We start from the raw sequence: 18,116 nt of genomic DNA, 5'->3' as shown, positions 1-18,116 counted from the left end.
AGTTCCTTTTTAGCGCATGAATGACATCACACAATAAAATATTCTATCGAGGCACTTCCGGTGTATAGCTTACTGATCGACCATTTATCCACTGCGGTACTGCAGCTAAACCGAGAACTCTGCATTGAGTATCTCAACCCTTCAGCAGAAATGATGCTAGAGGTCAGTCGACGTCGTATCTATGGTCAAGACCTAGCCGCCGCATTTAACGAAGATGATGAGAGTCGTCGCGCTTTATTGTCCGCCATTCAATCAGGCCACGCTTTTACAAAACGTGAAGCCGAGATAACGCTCACAACCGGTAAAATGATTTTATGTGACTACAATGTCACTCCTGTCATGGGCGCTCTTAATAATACCGACAGTCTACTGATTGAATTGCATCCTAGGGACCGTATGAAGCGCATCTCTCAAGAAGATGAGCTCATTGCCAACCATCAAACTAGCAAAGAACTGATTCGTGGCCTAGCGCACGAAATCAAAAACCCATTAGGTGGTATTCGCGGCGCAGCGCAGCTCATTAGTCGTGTTTTCAACGATGAAGGCTTAAAAGATTACACTCAAGTCATTATTGAAGAATCCGACCGCTTACGTGATCTGGTCGACCGTTTATTAGGGCCGCGCCAACTCCCTCAATATAAACCGCTCAATATTCACCGTGTCATTGAACGCGTTAATCAACTGATTTCTGTGGAATCAGAAGATCAGATTAAGCTCATTCGCGATTATGACCCCAGTATTCCCGACATCATTGGGGATGAAGCACAGCTTATTCAGGCGGTATTAAATGTTATGCGCAATGCGATGCAGGCGCTGATCCAGCAACCGGATAATCCGCAAAAACAAATAACCGTTTCCACACGTACCTTGCGCCAGTTCACCATCGGTGCAAAGCGACATCGTCTCGTATGTCGACTCAGCATCGTCGATAACGGCCCAGGTATACCCGAAAATATTTTAAAAACGCTGTTTTACCCTATGGTCAGCGGCCGTGCCGATGGCACTGGCTTAGGGCTGTCGATTGCTCAATCCGTGATTCACCAACACAACGGTATTATCGAATGCAACAGTCAGCCACAGCGTACCGAATTTAACATCCTAATCCCGATTGAAAACTCGGCAGTAGGCTAGGAGAAATACATGTCACAACAAGAAACCGTTTGGATCGTCGATGATGATCGCTCAATTCGTTGGGTGTTAGAGAAAACACTTGAACAAGAAGGCATTCAATGCCGTTTGTTCGAGTCCGCTGAAGCGCTGGCCAATATGATCGGCAAAGAACAACCGACTGTCATCATCAGCGATATCCGTATGCCAGGCATGGATGGTCTTACGCTGTTGAATCAGCTACAGAAAGAACACCCGTATATTCCAGTTATTATCATGACCGCGCATTCTGATTTAGAAAGTGCTGTGGCCTCTTATCAGGGTGGCGCTTTTGAATACTTACCAAAACCCTTTGATGTAGAAGAAGCCGTCAGTCTGATCAAACGCGCTATTTTGCATCACAACAAATCTAAACCAGAATCGATTGCAGCAGCCGTGGAAGCAGAGCAACTTGCCGAAAAAGAAATTATTGGTGAAGCGCCTGCTATGCAAGAAGTGTTTCGTGCGATCGGACGCTTAGCAAACTCCAACATTACGGTACTAATCAATGGAGAGTCTGGCACAGGTAAAGAACTCGTTGCGCAAGCCTTACACCGTCACAGCCCGCGTGCCTCAAGCCCATTTATCGCGCTCAACATGGCAGCAATCCCACATGACCTGATTGAATCGGAGCTGTTCGGGCATGAAAAAGGCGCCTTCACTGGAGCCAACACGCAACGTCGCGGTCGTTTTGAACAAGCCAATGGCGGTACATTGTTCCTAGATGAAATCGGTGACATGCCGGCCGAAACACAAACACGCTTACTACGTGTACTAGCCGATGGGGAATTTTACCGAGTAGGTGGCCATACACCGGTAAAAGTGGATGTGCGAATCATTGCCGCAACCCACCAAGATTTAGAAGGGCTGGTCACGAAAGGCTCTTTCCGTGAAGACTTGTTCCACCGTTTGAATGTGATCCGCGTTCACCTGCCTAAATTGGCAGAGCGTCGTGAAGACATTCCAAAACTAGCGCGCCACTTTTTAAGCCGTGCTGCAGAAGAGTTGCACGTTGAGCCGAAAGTATTAACAAAAGACACCGAAAACTACATGAGTCGTTTAGATTGGCCTGGAAACGTGCGTCAATTGGAAAACACCTGTCGCTGGTTGATTGTGATGGCATCCGGTCGAGAAGTACTGATCGAAGACCTGCCGCCAGAGCTACTCAATACGCCACCTTCAGAAAGACCTTATGGCTCTTGGGAAGACGCATTAAAAAACTGGGTGGACAGCGCATTAGCCAGCGGTCAAAAAGGCATCTTAGAACAAACCGTGCCTAAGTTTGAACGGATCATGATTGAAACGGCTTTAACCCATACCGCAGGCCGCCGCCGCGACGCTTCATTACTCTTAGGTTGGGGGCGAAACACCTTGACCCGTAAAATCAAAGAACTGGGCATTGACCACTCTGATGGCGAAGAGGAATAGCCTTTCCACTTACGCGGATAAAACGACACCTAGATCAGACTCAATCAAGGTGTCGTTTTTAGTCATTTAATCTTGGTTTTTCTTGCTTTTTTGATAACAATCCCCTTTCATAAAGAGATCAAACAAAAGCGCATTTACAAGGATTTCTTTATGTACCCAACTCTCGAATCGATGGGCGTCAACAGCTTCGAAAACATTGAAAAATACACCTTACGCTACGAAGGTGGTTTTGATGTTTTGAAAATCTATTACCGTCGTGAAAAAGGCTCTTTACTTCCAAAAAGTAAGAAGTTCAAATTTGGTCGTGCGACCCGAACCGTATTGGCAGACGGCGGCCAACAACAATACCGTGAAATCAGCGAGCCTTCTTTAGTCGTTCTGCGTGCAGTTGACGAACTAGGTCGCTTACTAGGTCAAGAATTTGAAGACAAACAAACCAAAGAAGACCTTCTCAAAGAGCTGGATCACTTAGAACGTGTTGTCGCGAATAAAATCGTCGAAATTAAAGCAAAAATCGAGAAATTGTCTTAACCTTTGCAGCAGCGGCCGTAGATTCTATGGCCGTTTTTTGGCGAAAGTTTTACACTCCGTACATTATAAAATAACGGAGAACCGCTATGCTGATTACGTCTGATGCGACACAAGTCGCAGAGATCTTACGTAACGGTGGGGTCGTTGCTTATCCAACAGAGGCAGTTTGGGGTCTAGGTTGTGACCCATTTAATCAACATGCTGTGCAACGTATCCTTACCTTGAAGTCTCGTCCAGTCGAAAAAGGTTTGATTCTAATCGCTGGCGCTGCGCAACATTTAGATCCTTGGCAAGAAATCCTCGAACACGCCATGTTTACGCGTTTAATAGAAGTCACTGATCGCCCAACCTCATGGGTTGTCCCCGACACACTCATCACGCCAGATTGGGTTCGTGGACAACATCCAGGTGTTGCCATTCGACTGAGCCAGCATGAGCCCGTTCAAAACCTGTGTTCTGCGTACCAAGGGGTACTCGTGTCTACTTCCGCAAACCCTGCTGGACTCGATCCTGCGCGTTCGAAAGAAGAGGTCATGAACTATTTTGGTGACACACTTGATGCGATTTTCGATGCACCACTCGGCAACGCAGCCCAACCCTCTCAAGTGCTTGACCTTATTACAGGTAAGCAATTTAGAGCCTAACGAAAAGAGCCAAGCATGAAGCTTGGCTCTTTGCTTTACAATTAAGCTCGTTCTAATGACCGCCTAAGTAGGCATCGCGGACCTCTGGATTCACCAGTAAGTCATCACCAGACCCGGTTAACCTGATTTCACCATTGACTAAAACATAGCCTCGGTCAGCAAGCTTTAAAGCATGATTGGCGTTTTGTTCCACTAAGAATATCGTCATTCCAGTACTCGCAACATCCGCCAAAATTTGGAAAATTTGCTTCACGATAATCGGCGCTAATCCTAAGCTAGGCTCATCCAACAACAATAGCTTTGGCCGACTCATCAACGCGCGGGCGATCGCCAGCATTTGCTGCTCTCCCCCTGACATAGTCGATGCTCGCTGATTACGCCGCTCTTTTAGCCTTGGAAATAGCTCAAACATGCGCTGCATGTCTTCATCACAATGCTCCATACCAATGGGAATGGTCCCCATCAGTAGGTTTTCCTCTACAGACATCCCAGGGAAAATTCGACGGCCTTCGGGCGATTGTGCCAAACCATTCGAGGCCACGTAGTGAGCAGACTTTTGAGAGATATCCTCACCTTGGTAAATAATTTGGCCATCACTGATACGAGGCTGACCAAAGATAGACATCAACAAGGTGGATTTACCGGCACCGTTTGAGCCGATCATGGTGACAATTTCCCCTTGATTGACTTCAAGGCAGACCTTTTTCAGTGCTTGGATCGGCCCATAATGAACGTCCACATCCTTGAATTGAAGTAATGCACTCATAGTGTAACGTCCTCCCCTTCTTCTGCACCTAAATAGGCAGCAATGACTTTCGGGTTCGACTTAATGTCTTCAGGCCCACCTTTGGCGATCACTTCACCATGATCCAACACCACAATGTAGTCGGAGATATTCATCACCATCCCCATGTCGTGCTCAATCAAAAGCACAGTTGTATTGTGCTCGTCACGCAATACACGAATCATGGAGGCTAACGCTTCAGTTTCAGAAGGGTTAAGTCCCGCTGCAGGCTCATCTAGACAGATAATTTCAGGATTCGTACACATCGCTCGCGCAATCTCTAAACGGCGCTGTTGCCCATACGACAACTCTCCCGCTAAACGATTGGCAAACTCTGTTAAATGCACCACTTCAAGCCAATAAAAAGCGCGTTGCAGTGCTTCTTCTTCCGTCTTTTTGTAACTTTCAGTGTTTAAAATACCGGCCAACATACTTCGATTAACGATCATATGCTGCGCCACGAGTAGATTTTCTACTACGGACATCTCTTTGAATAAACGAATATTCTGAAACGTCCGAGCAAGGCCTGCGCGGTTGACCAAATGAGAGCCACCAAACATTTTGTATTTAACCCGCTCAAAAAATGCGGCAGGCGACACGAGGTCAGAGCCTTTGAATTTCTCACCTAGGACTTTGATCACGCTGGTTGGCTTATCGCCAGCGTTCAACATAATGCCGCCGCCCGTCGCTTTATAGAACCCTGTTAAACAGTTAAATACGGTTGTTTTGCCTGCCCCGTTTGGCCCGATTAAAGCCGATACCGAGCCACGTTTTATATCGAAGGTCACATCATTCAGGGCTTTAATACCACCAAAATGCATCACCAAGTTTTCAATTTCTAAGATGTTTTCTTGGCTCATTTCATCACCCCTTTTCGTGTCGCAAACCCTTTACGAGTGACTCGCACCAAACCGCGAGGCTTCCAAATCATCATCACGACCATCAAGATACCGAACATCAATACACGGTAGTCGGCAAATTCTCGTAACATTTCTGGTGCAACCGTTAGAACGAAGGCCGCAATCACGACACCTAAGGTCGATCCCATGCCACCCAAGACAACAATCGCTAGGATGAGCGCGGACTCGAAGAAGGTAAATGAAGAAGGGTTAACAAACCCTTGATACGTAGCAAAAAATACCCCGGCAATCCCGCCTGTCGACGCCCCTAAGGTAAAGGCAGACAGTTTAACCAATACATGATTCAAACCTAATGAGCGACACGCAATTTCATCTTCGCGCAAGGCTTCCCAAGCTCGACCAATAGGCATCCGCGTAAGCCGATGTTTAACATATAAAACAGCTAATACGACGAGGAACAGTACTAAGTAAATAAAAATGTATTTGAACGCTGAGTCGTAAGACAAACCAAAAAACTCATGGAACGGTGTGCCATCACTGGAGCGCCGCTTAAACTCCAACCCAAACAATGTTGGCAGCGGTGCGGACACACCGTTTGGCCCATGGGTAAATTCAGTCCAGTTCGTCAATACGAGACGAATAATTTCCCCAAAACCTAATGTCACAATGGCCAAGTAATCACCATGCATCCGTAGTACAGGGAACCCTAAAATCGCTCCGGCGACCCCCGCCATGATGGCGGCAAGCGGCAACATAGACCAGAATCCAAGCCCCAAGTACTCATACCCTAATGCGAGGCCATAAGCACCAATGGCATAGAAGCCAACAAAGCCCAAGTCTAAAAGACCCGCAAGACCCACAACTATGTTCAAGCCCAAGCCTAGTAACACATAAATTAAACCGAGGATTACCACCGTTAGCACGTATTTCGAGGCGATAAAAGGCGCGATCAAACCAATCACAATTACAATCGGAATGATGTAACGCATTTTGCTTTTATAGTCTGGCGCCGTAACCGAAACGCCATCCTCTTTGATCAATTGACGATAGATAAACTTTTTGCCTGCCTCAGTTTGCACGAAAACAGAGATGGCAAAACGACCTGCCATAACAATGGCTACTATCCAAGCGACATCGTCAAAACGTGTCTCAAATCCGTAGCCATCTAACAATATGCCGACAACAGGTCCAAACACAATGAGTGCCAACAAGCCTGCAATAATAGTGTCTTTGATGCTGGAGGCTATGTTAATTCCAGTTTCTTGACTCATTAGACTTTCTCCACTTCAGGTTTACCCAGAAGACCACTTGGACGAAAAATCAAGATGATCACCAATAATGAGAAAGAGAACACATCCTTGTAATCTGAAGAGATCAAACCAGCAAACAAAGCTTCAGATAAACCAAGGATTACACCACCTAGCATGGCCCCTGGTAATGAACCGATGCCACCCAATACGGCAGCAGTAAATGCTTTGATACCGATAATGAACCCTACATAGAAATCGAAGGCACCGTAATCCAACGTTACCAACACGCCCGCAAGCGCAGCCATAGCAGCACCGATGACAAATACAGATGAAATCACGCGGTCGGTATTAATACCAAGGATCGAGGCCATTTTTCGATCTTGTTGAGTTGCACGACACATGCGGCCGAGTTTCGTTTTTTGGATGATATAAGTCAGTACGCCCATCCCCAAAAATGCAGCGAATAGAATAAACAACTTCATATAGGTGATTTGTACAAAACCATCCCCAATATCAAAGCGAATAGCGCCACTGAGCATAGTGGGAATCCCCTGTTGACGAGCACCTTGGGAAATTTGCACATAGTTTTGCAGAATCAGCGACATACCAATCGCCGAGATTAATACGGAAAGACGGCTGGAATTACGCAGTGGTCGATAAGCCACTCGTTCGATCACCCACCCATAAGCACCGGTTACAATAATAGTAAAAATAAGTGTCCCGAAAATAATAATTGGGAACGAATCCAGACCAAAAAAAGAAAATAATGCAATCGCGATGGCGGTTAAATAACTCGATACCATATAGACATCACCGTGGGCGAAGTTAATCATCCCAATAATGCCGTAAACCATGGTGTATCCGATTGCGATTAGCCCGTAAACAGAGCCAAGAGTCAGGCCGTTCACTAACTGCTGTAGAACGATATCCATCGAAGTAACCTCTAGCGAGTTGTAACAAGGAGAGTAAGAGGCGCAAGAACTGCGCCTCTAATCAACAACCACAGAGGTTAGTTGTTGAGCATGGTGTAATTACCTTTATCATCCCACTCGTACATAACGTAGTCGGATATGGTCAAGTCACCCTTATCATCAAATTTCTTAGTCCCCATTACGGTTTCAATAGAGTTCTCATGTAGCCAATCCGAAGCGGCGATAGGATCCAATTCCGTTGCATCTAATGCAGCCGCAACAACTTGCATTGCTGTGTACGAGTACATCACATAACCTTCTGGCTCAATGCCAGATGCACGGAACTCATCAACGACAACTTTACCAGCGGCGTAAGAGGTTGGATCTGCGCCAAACGTCATCAACACACCATCAACATATTCCGGCGAACCTGCTACCGAAACAAACTCATCCGATACAATGCCATCCCCTGAAATGAAGGTCGCGGTCAAACCTTGCTCACGCATTTGTCGTACTAATGGACCGGCTTCTGAATGCAAACCACCGAAATATACGACATCGGCATCGACTGAGCGGATCTTGGTGACAACCGCGTTGAAGTCTTTTTCACCACGTGTCAAACCTTCGTACAGCACTTCTTCAACACCGTATGCGTTCATCGTGTCTTTCATTGCATCCGCTAAACCTTTGCCGTAGGTATCTTTGTCATGCAGGATGGCAACGCGTTTAGCACCTAGATCACCTACGATGTAACTCGCAGCCACATCCCCTTGTTGATCATCACGACCACAAACACGGAAAACGTTCGGTAAACCGCGTTCGGTTAAAGCCGGGTTGGTCGATGCCGGCGTGACCATAAGAACACCCGCTTCTTCGTAGATGGTCGAAGCAGGGATAGAAGAGGAAGAACAAAAGTGTCCAACAACAGCAACCGCTTCATCGGAATCTACTAATCGGTTAGCGATCGACACAGCCTGCTTTGGCTCACAGGCATCGTCGGCTTTCACGAGCTTAATCATCTCACCATTGATCCCGCCTTTAGCATTGATGTCCATCGCTGCTTTTTCAGCACCTCGCCAAAGCTGTTCACCAAATGCGGCATACGCACCGGTATGAGGGCCAGCAACACCGATGACAACATCAGCTTGGGCAGTAAACGCTGCGCCAGCAACCGCCAAAGCAATAAGTGTTTTTCTTACAACTGTGTTCGACATGAAGATCTCCTACTCATTTTGGTTTTATCATTATTTTTAAAGCAAGAAGCATTCCAGAAAATTACAACCCATCAAAGCACTTACAAATGGGAAGAATAACGGAAATATTTTTTAAAATGTGCACTACCAGTGAACACAAACAATAGCGCTTGGCTAATAAATGGTCAAACAGAGTGCAGGTTTATTTTTGCAATAGCATCTAGAAAAACGACAAAATGGAGAGAAAAAACCTAATAAGTAGCGCTCACATGACATTTTCAACTGACATCAGTCCAAAAAAGCAGCTGAAAATAACAGGATCCGAAAACGAACTCCTGTTATTTTCTTTAAACGCTTTATTTAAGAAGGGTATCAATGGTCACTAATTGTGCGGACAGAGGCTGAGTGAGGCGGCGCTTTAAATAGCGTGTTGTTTCGGGGTAAGGGTGGCCAATAGCGATGGCACTCCCCTGTTTATGAGCACGCTTTAACAAGCGTTCAAACTGTTTATCTATGGCTACTTCTGAGCGCACATTGTCGAGAAAAATATCTCGCGTCACCGTACGAATACCTCTTTCGACCGCCGTTGCATGCGCCACACTCTGTGGACTGGTTAAGCTATCAATAAAAAACAATGAGCGCTCTGCCATGATATCCATGACCCAGCCCATATGCTCTGAGTGTGTCGTTAACAAACTGCCCATATGATTATTTACCCCAGTGACATACGGCGTACTGTCCAAGTCGGCATTTAAGGTTTGCTTAAACGTCTGCTCATCCATATTGACGTATAAACCGCCAGGGCCAAGCTTCAGCTCACGCTCATTCTCCATTGGCGCATGAAGGATAGTAATGCGCTCTTGCAGATGCGCTCGTTGGGCGGCTCTAGCACCGTAGGGCGTTTCAGGCAATATCGCTAACACAACAGGTAAGGGAAGCGCTAAGCTTTCTTCCATTCCGCGTCGGTTGTAGCCCACATCATCAATGACAATTGCAATTTTAGGGGGCTCAGGTAAAGCATCCATAGAAGATATGTCTGACGGTAGCTTGTTCCTAGACGTCACACTTGGCGACGACATATTCGGCTTTTTAAACAACGGAGGCCAATCAGGTTTTCGGTCTGACAGAGGCGCTAAGTAAGGAATTTGCCCCATGGTTTGCGGTGTACTTCGATCTAATACCGGAAATGGTATTGTGGCGGGGTCTGCTGCTTGATCGGCAAACACAACACTGCTAGCGCTGGCAGCGATAATACTTGCCAGCGCCCAGTTAGATAAATTTCTTCGCATTACTTAACCAAAAATTGCTGTGCACTTTGCAACATTGAAAGTGCTTGGAATAGCTGAAAATCACTCACAGCCAAATCGTTTAACTTGTTGTCCACATCCGAACTGGTCCGCTCTTTTCCGCCAGTACCATTACCCAAATGCCCCTTTAGCTCAGCTTCTTTGATAAAGAAACGGCCCTTCTCTACTTCCACTTTCGCTTGCGGAATGACCATATCAGGCATAATGCCTTGTGCTTGGATAGAGCGACCATTAGGCGTGTAATACAAGGCTGTCGTCAACTTCACTGCACCGCCGGTACTCAAAGGCACTACCGTTTGTACAGAACCTTTACCGAACGTTTCCGTTCCAAGAACAAGACCACGTCGATGATCTTGAATGGCACCCGCTAGCACTTCCGATGCGGAAGCCGAGCCTTCATTAACCAACACAACTAACGGTGCTTTGGGTAACAACGTTGCCTCTGTCGTCGCCTTGAATTCGGTTTTGGAATACTCGTGACGACCGTCGGTATAAACAATCAAGCCATCATCCACCATAGCATCGACAATGCCGACCGCACTTTGCAATACGCCACCAGGATTGTTACGAAGATCGAGGATTAAGCCCTTGATAGGCTGTTGTTTCTGTAACGCTTGTAGCTTCTCACGAAACTCTTTCGATGAATTGCCTAAAAACTGACTGATACGAATGTAAGCAATGTTATTGCCTAACCATTCACTGGAAATGCTGCTATCTTCAATTTCCGCTCGGGCAATGGAATATTGTTTAATTTGACCATCACGATCAATATCCAGCAACACTTCACTGCCCTGCTCTCCGCGCATCAGGGTAATGACTTCCTGTAAGCTCATACCTGACACGAGCTGGTCATCAATACGGATAATAACATCGCCCGCCTTCAGCCCCGCTTTAGCTGCTGGGGAGTCATCAATTGGCGAGATAATGGTCAGCTTGTTATCAACCATTTCTACTTCAATACCAATACCGGCGTAATTGCCCGATGTTTGTTCATCGAATTCCGCCATTTCATCCTTGGTTAAATACTCCGAGTGAGGGTCAAGAGAAGACACCATACCTTTCAGTGCTTTGTTAAGAATTGCCTCATCATCCAGCGCCTCAACATAACCCGCACTGATGGTTTCAAAGGTTTCGACAAATGTGCGAATTTGCGTCAGCGGTACTGCCTGAGCGGATTCGCTAGTCTCAGGCTCAGGTGCAGCCCATGCTTGGTTCAGCAATAGAGCACTGACCCCTATAACAAGGTAACGCTTGATACCAACCATATTTTATTCCTTCTCGTTAACTCTGCTGCTAACCTTTGCCAAACCAACTCACTGGTTTCACTGGCGCACCATTGTGTCGTATCGCGAAAAATAAGCCCGTTTCTGAACGCCCACCCGAACTGCCTGCCGTAGCAATGACGTCATTGGCATTGACCCATTCTCCGACATCTTTTAACAGGCTTTGGTTGTAGCCATACAAAGACATGTAGCCACCGCCGTGATCTAAGATAATCAGAAACCCAAAACCACGCATCCAGTCGGAAAACACAACTCTGCCGTGATGCACAGCATGTACTTGGTCACCCGTCTTCGCGGCGAAGGTCACGCCACCTAAATTGATTTGTGAATTATCCGGCAATTGTTTAATCACGTTAAGAGGCGGAATCAACTTTCCTTTTTGTGCGCCAAAAGGCGTATCTTGGTCAGGAATTTGTATGTCTGCCAACGCTAGCGCTTCTTCTAACTGTTTTAACAGTGCCTGCATTTGCGCTTGATTTTTTTGTATGCGTTTCGCTTTTTGATCACCGGAATTCAAATCGGTTTCAATTTTGGCTAATAACTTTTGTCGCTGGGCGTATTCGTCTTTGACTCGACTCTGTTGCTTTTCAAGATCGCTTTGTTCTTGCGCCATTTGTGCACGCTGACTTCGAATGCTTTTTTCAACTAGATTTAAGTCTTCAGCCTCAGCAGAAAAGCCATTGATAAGGGATTGGCGGGCAGTGGAAAAGTAGCGGTTATAATGAATCAAGCGCATGGATTCATCCGCTGGAATGTCTTCGAGCAGGAACTTTAAACCTTCTTCACCACCAGAACGATAAACCGCCCGAAGTTGGGCGGCGATCTGCTGGTATTGCTGCTGAATGCTTTGTTGCAAGCTTCGTTGTTGGGTCTGCAAATTCTCTAACTGCTTAGCCCCTTTTTCTAAACTCTGCTGCAACTCCAGAATACGTTTCGACAAATCCTGTATCGATTGTTCTTTACTTTGAAGCTGTTGCTCTACGCTTGAGCGCTCGCCTTTCAGATCTTTTAGCCAATTGTTTAGTTTACTAAGATCCTGCTGCAAAGCTTGGATTTGTTGGCGCGCTTCTTCTGGTGTTTGTGGCTCTGCGGCCCAGCTTATGCTGGACCACAAAACTGTGAGCATCAACAAACAGGCTTTTAAACCCATAAGGATTCCCTTTATTAAGCACGGACAAGTAAACTGTAACCAGTCATTTCTGCTGGTACATCCATGCCCATCATTTCAAGAATAGTCGGAGCAATGTCACACAAAGCGCCTTCTTTTAGCGACCAATTCGCTTGTGGCGTCACCATGACTAATGGCACTGGCTCAAGCGTATGAGACGTGAGTGGCTGAGAACCATCATCGCTCAACATTTGTTCCACGTTACCATGGTCTGCAGTAATCAAACACTGGCCTTCGTTTTTTTCCAAGGCAACCAGAATACGGCCTAAACACAGATCAACGGTTTCTACCGCTTTGACCGCCGCATCAAAGATACCACTGTGACCCACCATGTCACCGTTGGCAAAGTTACAGATAATAGTATCGTATTTGCCAGCTTCGATTACCTCAACCAATTTATCGGTCACCTCTGGGGCGCTCATTTCTGGTTTAAGGTCGTACGTTGCTACATTCGGAGAAGGAATCAACTCCCGCTCTTCGCCTTCAAAAACGGCTTCTTCACCGCCATTAAAGAAGAAAGTAACGTGAGCGTACTTTTCTGTTTCAGCAATGCGAAGTTGTTTTTTACCGGTGTTCGACAGTACTTCACCTAGAGTGTTACTCAGCGCTACAGGTGGAAAAGCAACGTCAGCTTTAATGTCAGAGGCAAACTCAGTAAAGGTCACAAATGCGGACAATTCCGGTGTTGCCTTACGTTCGAACCCAGAGAAATCAGCATCCGTAAAAGCACGTGTTAATTGACGAGCACGATCGGGTCTAAAGTTAGCGAATACAATGGCATCACCGTCTTCCACTTTGACCGATTCACCCACCACAGTTGCTTTCACAAATTCATCGTTTTCATCACGATCATAGGCCTCGTCAATGGCATCAAACGCACGGTCTGCTTGGTATTCACTTTCGCCTAGCACAATAGCATCGTACGCTTGCTGTACGCGATCCCAACGGTTATCACGGTCCATGGCATAATAGCGTCCCGTTAACGTTGCGATACGACCAACACCAAGGTCCTTCAGTTTGTTCTCGATTTGCGCAACTGGCGTATGCGCCGAACGCGGAGGTGTGTCACGTCCATCGGTGAAGCCATGCACGTAGATCGCTTTCGCGCCACGTTTTGCAGCCAATTCACACATCGACATAATTTGTTCGTGATGAGAATGAACACCACCTGCGGAAACTAAGCCCAGCACGTGTACAGCTTTGTCGGCTGCGACCGCTTTATCGACGGCGTTTACCAATGCTTGGTTTTCAAAGAAACTTCCGTCTTCGATCGCTTTACCAATGCGCGTGAAGTTTTGATAAACCACTCGGCCTGCGCCTAGGTTCATATGACCGACTTCCGAGTTACCCATCTGACCTTCCGGTAAACCAACCGCTAAACCAGATGTTTTAATCAAGCTATGAGGACGTTCGCTCCAGAGCTTATCCCAGTTTGGTGTATTCGCTGCAGCAATTGCATTGGAAGTGGACGTTTCGCTGTATCCCCATCCATCTAAAATAAACAGTGCCGTGGTTTTCTTGTTCATAAGTGCTCATCCCGATCTGTAACTAAGCAATAAATTCGATACTACCATAGCCTTAGTAAGCGGCACAGCAAGACAACCACTCGGAGCGATGAAATCTATTTCGTTACACTGGCTTTATTCAACAACCAGTCACGAAAGGTAACCACTTGTTCTAAATCGGCCTTATCGGCGGGATAAGACAACAAATACTCATGCGGTGTGTCCAGCGCTTGACTAAAAGGTGCGACCAACTCACCACTCGCAAGACTTTGCTTGGCAATAATAGACGGTAGAATCGCCACCCCCATACCATGTTTGGCGGCTTCTAACAGCATATGGAAGTGTGCGAAGGCAGGCCCCGCTAACGAATCACTTTCTAAGTTATGAGCGGCTAGCCAATCAGGCCAAGCATTGATGCGCGATGTTAAATGTAACAGCGGAAAGTCGAGCACATTACTGGGGGTCAATTCATCGCCCTTTAGAGGCTCTAAAATAGCGGGAGCACACACCGCCACAACAGACTCGCCAAGCAAATGATGACTGACCGCACGGGGCCAATGATCGCCACCATAATGCAAAATGATATCAATCGCTTCAGGATCAAACTTAGCCGCATCATCGAGCGAACGGACTTTGATTTGGAACTGGGGGTGTGTTTTAGAAAATTCGGCCAATTTTGGCATTAACCAGTAAGATGCGAAGGTCGGCAATGCCGAGATGGTCAGAGTGGTCTTTTCATCCTCACGATGCAGCATGCGTAAACTGGCATTTTCCATGCAGTCGAGCAATGGAACAATCTCTTTGTAATAAGCTGCACCAGTATTCGTCAGAACCAGTCGTTTGTTTAAACGAATGAATAAGTCCCTTGATAGGAACTCCTCCAGATTGCGAATCTGACGACTTACCGCACTTTGGGTAAGGTGTAACTCTTGTGCTGCACGCGTAAAACTTAAGTGTCGAACAGACGCTTCAAAGCACTTGAGCGCCGTAGAGGATGGAATGTATCTGCGCATCGGGCGACCGTTTTTAGAATAATGGGGGAGTGACTTTACATTAACTTTTAAAACTCGGCCATTGTGACGCGAAAGGAAGCCGTTGTCATTGCGGCTTCCTCGTTTTTTATGTCAAAAATCTCCGAACTTTCGTTCATCATTCTGCACTACTTTAAAACATGCGCACTTTGACCATAATGATAGCCGTGTGCACCGACCTCGTAGAACATACGCTTCACCTCGCGTAATGGTATGTCACGCAAAGTTGTCATCGGTACAGATAAACTGTCGCGCTGCCCAGCAAACCATTCTGCTAGCTCTTTACCTACAACCGTTCCAGGACCAATACCTCGACCACTGTAACCAGCAATACTAAATAGGCCGCGCTGAAGTTGCTGGCAGTGTGGCAAATGATCCTCGCTATAAGCAATTTTGCCGGTCCAAGAAAAATCCCACTCGACTTTTTCAAGAATCGGCCAAAGCTCTTTTACACGTTGCGATGCCCAACTTGCATGATAATGCGACTCCCCACCCATACCACCAAAGACTAAGCGCCCGTGTTGATCCATACGGAACGAACTCATGACCGTACAAGTATCCCAACAGCCTTCTTTATTAGGTAGAACGTCGTTCAATTGCTGGTCGGTTAACGGTTTCGTCGCCAGCTGACTGTAAAAAATAGGAACAAATTTACGCGCTTGGTCTTTAACACCGTATTCGCCATAAGCGTTCGTCGCGAGTATCACTCGCTCTGCTTTGAGGTGACCTTGAGCCGTTTTAACGCTCCATAAATCCCCTTCTGGTACAATATTTTCAACTGGCGAGTGATCAAATAGCTGCGCGCCTTCTTTCAATGCTGCGCGTGCTAAGCCTCGAGCATAAGCAAGCGGCTGAATCGTCCCAGCTCTAGGGTCAAACAATGCGGCATTAAATTTCTCTGAACCAATACGTTCTTGAGCCTCTGCAGCGGATAATAATTCTACTGGCGCTCCACGACGTTGCATTTGCTCACAGCGACGCTGAAGTTGTGTAAGTCCAGATTTGCCGACGCCACAATGCAATGTGCCATGCCGTGTTGCTTCGCATTCAATGCTGTACTCTTCGATAAGGCCATAGACATAATCGGGCGCAACAGCCAACGCATCATACAAAACACGTCCCGCCTCAGCGCCTAGCTGTCGATCCAACTCATCAGGCTCTAGCCACAATCCGGCATTGGCTAAGCCGACATTACGTCCAGATCCACCAAAGCCAATTTCCTCGGCCTCGACCAACGCGACATTGATACCCAATTTTGCTAAATGCAACGCCGCAGATAATCCAGTGAACCCACCGCCTACGATGGCAACATCTACCGTCAGTTCTTGATCAAGCATCGGTAACTCTGGCGCTGCTGGGGCGCTGGCACGCCATAAAGAATCACAAGGCTGCATCAACATAGGGACAAACTCCTATAACGCAAAAAGATAAAAAGACTTATACGAGAATCAAAAAAGGCGAGCAAAGGCTCGCCTTTTTACAGGGCTAGGAACGCTTCGATTATTCGAAAACAATGCCTTGAGCCAGTGGCAAATCACCACCGTAGTTGACCGTATTGGTGGTACGGCGCATGTAGTTACGCCATGCATCGGAGCCCGATTCACGACCACCACCTGTTTCTTTCTCACCGCCAAACGCGCCACCAATTTCAGCACCGGAGGTACCGATGTTGACATTGGCAATACCACAATCAGAACCATCCGGAGACATAAACATTTCAGCTTCACGCATGCTTTCGGTGAATACCGCAGAAGACAACCCTTGAGGTACTTCGTTTTGAATGTTGATCGCCTCTTCGAAAGTTTTGTACGTCAACACATACATAATAGGCGCAAAGGTTTCTTCGTGAACAATCGGCGCATCATGTGCGATACGAACAATCGCAGGCTTCACATAGAAACCGCCTGCTGGTACGCCTTCAGTCACACGCTCGCCACCGCAAATAACTTCGCCGCCCTGTGCTTTGGCCGTCTCTAATGCTTGCTGCATACGATTGTAGCTGTCTTCGTCAATCAAAGGCCCGACTAGATTCCCATCTTCTAATGGGTTACCAATGCGCAATGTTCCGTAAGATTTTGCAACTCGTTCAACTAAGCCATCTACGACAGATTCATGAGTAATCAGTCGGCGTAATGTCGTACAACGTTGACCCGCTGTGCCCGCTGCCGAAAATACGATTGCACGTAATGCAAGATCTAGATCCGCCGTATCGGATACGATCATGGCATTGTTGCCACCTAGCTCTAATAAAGAACGACCAAGACGACCGGCCACTGTTTTCGCAACTGCTACGCCCATTGCAGTAGAACCTGTTGCAGAAACAAGTGGGAACACAGGACTCGCTGAAATCGCTTCACCTAAATCACGACCACCGATCATTACACTGACCGAAGCTTTTGGAATATCTGGCATATCAGCAATCACGTTTTGCGCAATTTTATACATTGCCAATGCACATAACGGCGCTTTTTCAGAAGGTTTAAGCAGAATAGGATCGCCACACACTAGACCTAACATAGCGTTCCACGCCCATACTGCCATCGGGAAGTTAAAAGCGGTAATTACTGCGACTGGGCCAAGTGGGTGCCATTGCTCCATCATTCGGTGACCAGGACGTTCAGAGACGATAGACAAACCATGCAACATGCGTGATTGGCCAACCGCAAAGTCACATACGTCAATCCACTCTTGAACTTCTCCCAATGCCTCTGGAAGAATTTTGCCAGCTTCTAATGAGATCACCTGCGCCAGCTCTGTCTTGTATTTACGTGCCTCTTCACCAATACGACGCACTAGCTCACCGCGTCGTGGTGCTGGAATGGATCGCAATGTCTTAAAGGCTTCTTGCAGCTGAGCGTTAACGCTTTCCAGCTGCGCTGGGGTTGCATTATTAAAAGTAGACAGTGTCGCACCATCGATTGGGCTGTGCGCAGAAAAAGCACTGCCTTCACCCAAAGCAACAGCATTACCTGTTAATACGCTGTAAAACGTATCACCTTGTTTTAAGCTGTTTATACCCAGTGTGTCTAAGCATGCTAATGTCATGGTTTATCCCCATCAGTTTTCATTAAGTAA

At 46.8% G+C, this 18,116-nt stretch carries 16 protein-coding genes; 4 read left to right on the top strand and 12 right to left on the bottom strand.

Features of this window, described 5'->3' with window-relative positions:
- Nucleotides 1-60: 60 nt before the first annotated feature.
- From glnL to ACPUEK_RS05440, 4 genes are all read left to right on the top strand, one after another.
- Nucleotides 61-1,131, top strand: coding sequence for a nitrogen regulation protein NR(II) (glnL, locus tag ACPUEK_RS05455; protein WP_082866239.1), 1,071 nt, complete (start codon nt 61-63; stop codon nt 1,129-1,131).
- 9 nt (nt 1,132-1,140) lie between these two features.
- Complete coding sequence (gene ntrC, locus ACPUEK_RS05450; RefSeq protein ID WP_067221418.1) at nt 1,141-2,574, top strand: nitrogen regulation protein NR(I); 1,434 nt, start codon at nt 1,141-1,143, stop codon at nt 2,572-2,574.
- A gap of 150 nt (nt 2,575-2,724) precedes the next feature.
- A complete protein-coding gene (locus ACPUEK_RS05445; protein ID WP_067221416.1) occupies nt 2,725-3,105 on the top strand; it encodes a DUF3461 family protein in 381 nt (126 codons plus the stop codon).
- Between the two features lie 86 nt (nt 3,106-3,191).
- Entirely contained in the window at nt 3,192-3,749 is a 558-nt protein-coding gene (locus ACPUEK_RS05440) for an L-threonylcarbamoyladenylate synthase (protein ID WP_425642574.1), read from the top strand.
- 52 nt (nt 3,750-3,801) lie between these two features.
- Here ACPUEK_RS05440 and ACPUEK_RS05435 read toward each other — a convergent pair whose 3' ends face one another.
- The 12 genes from ACPUEK_RS05435 to ACPUEK_RS05380 all read right to left on the bottom strand — a co-directional run bounded on the left by ACPUEK_RS05435 (nt 3,802) and on the right by ACPUEK_RS05380 (nt 18,086).
- Nucleotides 3,802-4,515 (bottom strand): ABC transporter ATP-binding protein, encoded by a 714-nt coding sequence (locus tag ACPUEK_RS05435; protein WP_067221413.1) that lies wholly within the window; start codon nt 4,513-4,515, stop codon nt 3,802-3,804.
- Nucleotides 4,512-5,393, bottom strand: a complete 882-nt coding sequence (locus tag ACPUEK_RS05430; RefSeq protein WP_067038474.1) for an ABC transporter ATP-binding protein — start codon at nt 5,391-5,393, stop codon at nt 4,512-4,514. Before ACPUEK_RS05430 ends, ACPUEK_RS05435 begins: the two co-directional genes overlap by 4 nt.
- Nucleotides 5,390-6,664, bottom strand: a complete 1,275-nt coding sequence (livM, locus tag ACPUEK_RS05425) for a high-affinity branched-chain amino acid ABC transporter permease LivM (protein WP_425642573.1) — start codon at nt 6,662-6,664, stop codon at nt 5,390-5,392. Before livM ends, ACPUEK_RS05430 begins: the two co-directional genes overlap by 4 nt.
- On the bottom strand, nt 6,664-7,575 hold the full coding sequence (locus ACPUEK_RS05420) for an ABC transporter permease subunit (RefSeq protein ID WP_067038472.1): 912 nt from the start codon (nt 7,573-7,575) through the stop codon (nt 6,664-6,666). The genes livM and ACPUEK_RS05420 overlap by 1 nt, the downstream gene beginning before the upstream one ends.
- Nucleotides 7,576-7,652: 77 nt before the next feature.
- Nucleotides 7,653-8,768 (bottom strand): branched-chain amino acid ABC transporter substrate-binding protein, encoded by a 1,116-nt coding sequence (locus ACPUEK_RS05415; protein ID WP_067038471.1) that lies wholly within the window; start codon nt 8,766-8,768, stop codon nt 7,653-7,655.
- A gap of 335 nt (nt 8,769-9,103) precedes the next feature.
- A complete protein-coding gene (locus ACPUEK_RS05410) occupies nt 9,104-10,036 on the bottom strand; it encodes a divergent polysaccharide deacetylase family protein (RefSeq protein ID WP_425642572.1) in 933 nt (310 codons plus the stop codon).
- Nucleotides 10,036-11,319, bottom strand: a complete 1,284-nt coding sequence (locus ACPUEK_RS05405; protein WP_425642571.1) for a S41 family peptidase — start codon at nt 11,317-11,319, stop codon at nt 10,036-10,038. Before ACPUEK_RS05405 ends, ACPUEK_RS05410 begins: the two co-directional genes overlap by 1 nt.
- A gap of 28 nt (nt 11,320-11,347) precedes the next feature.
- Complete coding sequence (locus tag ACPUEK_RS05400) at nt 11,348-12,487, bottom strand: murein hydrolase activator EnvC family protein (RefSeq protein WP_425642570.1); 1,140 nt, start codon at nt 12,485-12,487, stop codon at nt 11,348-11,350.
- A 14-nt stretch (nt 12,488-12,501) separates the two neighbouring features.
- Nucleotides 12,502-14,031, bottom strand: coding sequence for a 2,3-bisphosphoglycerate-independent phosphoglycerate mutase (gpmI, locus tag ACPUEK_RS05395; protein WP_425642569.1), 1,530 nt, complete (start codon nt 14,029-14,031; stop codon nt 12,502-12,504).
- Between the two features lie 95 nt (nt 14,032-14,126).
- A complete protein-coding gene (locus tag ACPUEK_RS05390; protein ID WP_425642568.1) occupies nt 14,127-15,023 on the bottom strand; it encodes a LysR substrate-binding domain-containing protein in 897 nt (298 codons plus the stop codon).
- Between the two features lie 146 nt (nt 15,024-15,169).
- Nucleotides 15,170-16,441 carry an NAD(P)/FAD-dependent oxidoreductase gene (locus ACPUEK_RS05385; RefSeq protein WP_425642567.1) on the bottom strand — a complete coding sequence of 424 codons (1,272 nt, stop codon included), beginning with the start codon at nt 16,439-16,441 and terminating at the stop codon, nt 15,170-15,172.
- A gap of 100 nt (nt 16,442-16,541) precedes the next feature.
- Entirely contained in the window at nt 16,542-18,086 is a 1,545-nt protein-coding gene (locus tag ACPUEK_RS05380; RefSeq protein WP_425642566.1) for an aldehyde dehydrogenase family protein, read from the bottom strand.
- Between the last annotated feature and the right edge of the window lie 30 nt (nt 18,087-18,116).

Source organism: Marinomonas gallaica, assembly GCF_049821165.1.
Taxonomy (GTDB): Bacteria; Pseudomonadota; Gammaproteobacteria; order Pseudomonadales; family Marinomonadaceae; genus Marinomonas; species Marinomonas gallaica.
This window is presented reverse-complemented; position numbering and strand designations above follow the sequence as displayed.

Bases quoted from the DNA above. Each gene is read 5' to 3' on its own strand.
- gpmI (WP_425642569.1), bottom strand. From the start codon at position 14,031: ATGAACAAGAAAACCACGGCACTGTTTATTTTAGATGGATGGGGATAC.
- ACPUEK_RS05420 (WP_067038472.1), bottom strand. From the start codon at position 7,575: ATGGATATCGTTCTACAGCAGTTAGTGAACGGCCTGACTCTTGGCTCT.
- ACPUEK_RS05380 (WP_425642566.1), bottom strand. From the start codon at position 18,086: ATGACATTAGCATGCTTAGACACACTGGGTATAAACAGCTTAAAACAA.
- ACPUEK_RS05410 (WP_425642572.1), bottom strand. From the start codon at position 10,036: ATGCGAAGAAATTTATCTAACTGGGCGCTGGCAAGTATTATCGCTGCC.
- ACPUEK_RS05435 (WP_067221413.1), bottom strand. From the start codon at position 4,515: ATGAGTGCATTACTTCAATTCAAGGATGTGGACGTTCATTATGGGCCG.
- ntrC (WP_067221418.1), top strand. From the start codon at position 1,141: ATGTCACAACAAGAAACCGTTTGGATCGTCGATGATGATCGCTCAATT.
- ACPUEK_RS05405 (WP_425642571.1), bottom strand. From the start codon at position 11,319: ATGGTTGGTATCAAGCGTTACCTTGTTATAGGGGTCAGTGCTCTATTG.
- ACPUEK_RS05440 (WP_425642574.1), top strand. From the start codon at position 3,192: ATGCTGATTACGTCTGATGCGACACAAGTCGCAGAGATCTTACGTAAC.
- ACPUEK_RS05385 (WP_425642567.1), bottom strand. From the start codon at position 16,441: ATGTTGATGCAGCCTTGTGATTCTTTATGGCGTGCCAGCGCCCCAGCA.
- ACPUEK_RS05445 (WP_067221416.1), top strand. From the start codon at position 2,725: ATGTACCCAACTCTCGAATCGATGGGCGTCAACAGCTTCGAAAACATT.
- livM (WP_425642573.1), bottom strand. From the start codon at position 6,664: ATGAGTCAAGAAACTGGAATTAACATAGCCTCCAGCATCAAAGACACT.
- ACPUEK_RS05415 (WP_067038471.1), bottom strand. From the start codon at position 8,768: ATGTCGAACACAGTTGTAAGAAAAACACTTATTGCTTTGGCGGTTGCT.
- ACPUEK_RS05430 (WP_067038474.1), bottom strand. From the start codon at position 5,393: ATGAGCCAAGAAAACATCTTAGAAATTGAAAACTTGGTGATGCATTTT.
- ACPUEK_RS05390 (WP_425642568.1), bottom strand. From the start codon at position 15,023: ATGCGCAGATACATTCCATCCTCTACGGCGCTCAAGTGCTTTGAAGCG.
- ACPUEK_RS05400 (WP_425642570.1), bottom strand. From the start codon at position 12,487: ATGGGTTTAAAAGCCTGTTTGTTGATGCTCACAGTTTTGTGGTCCAGC.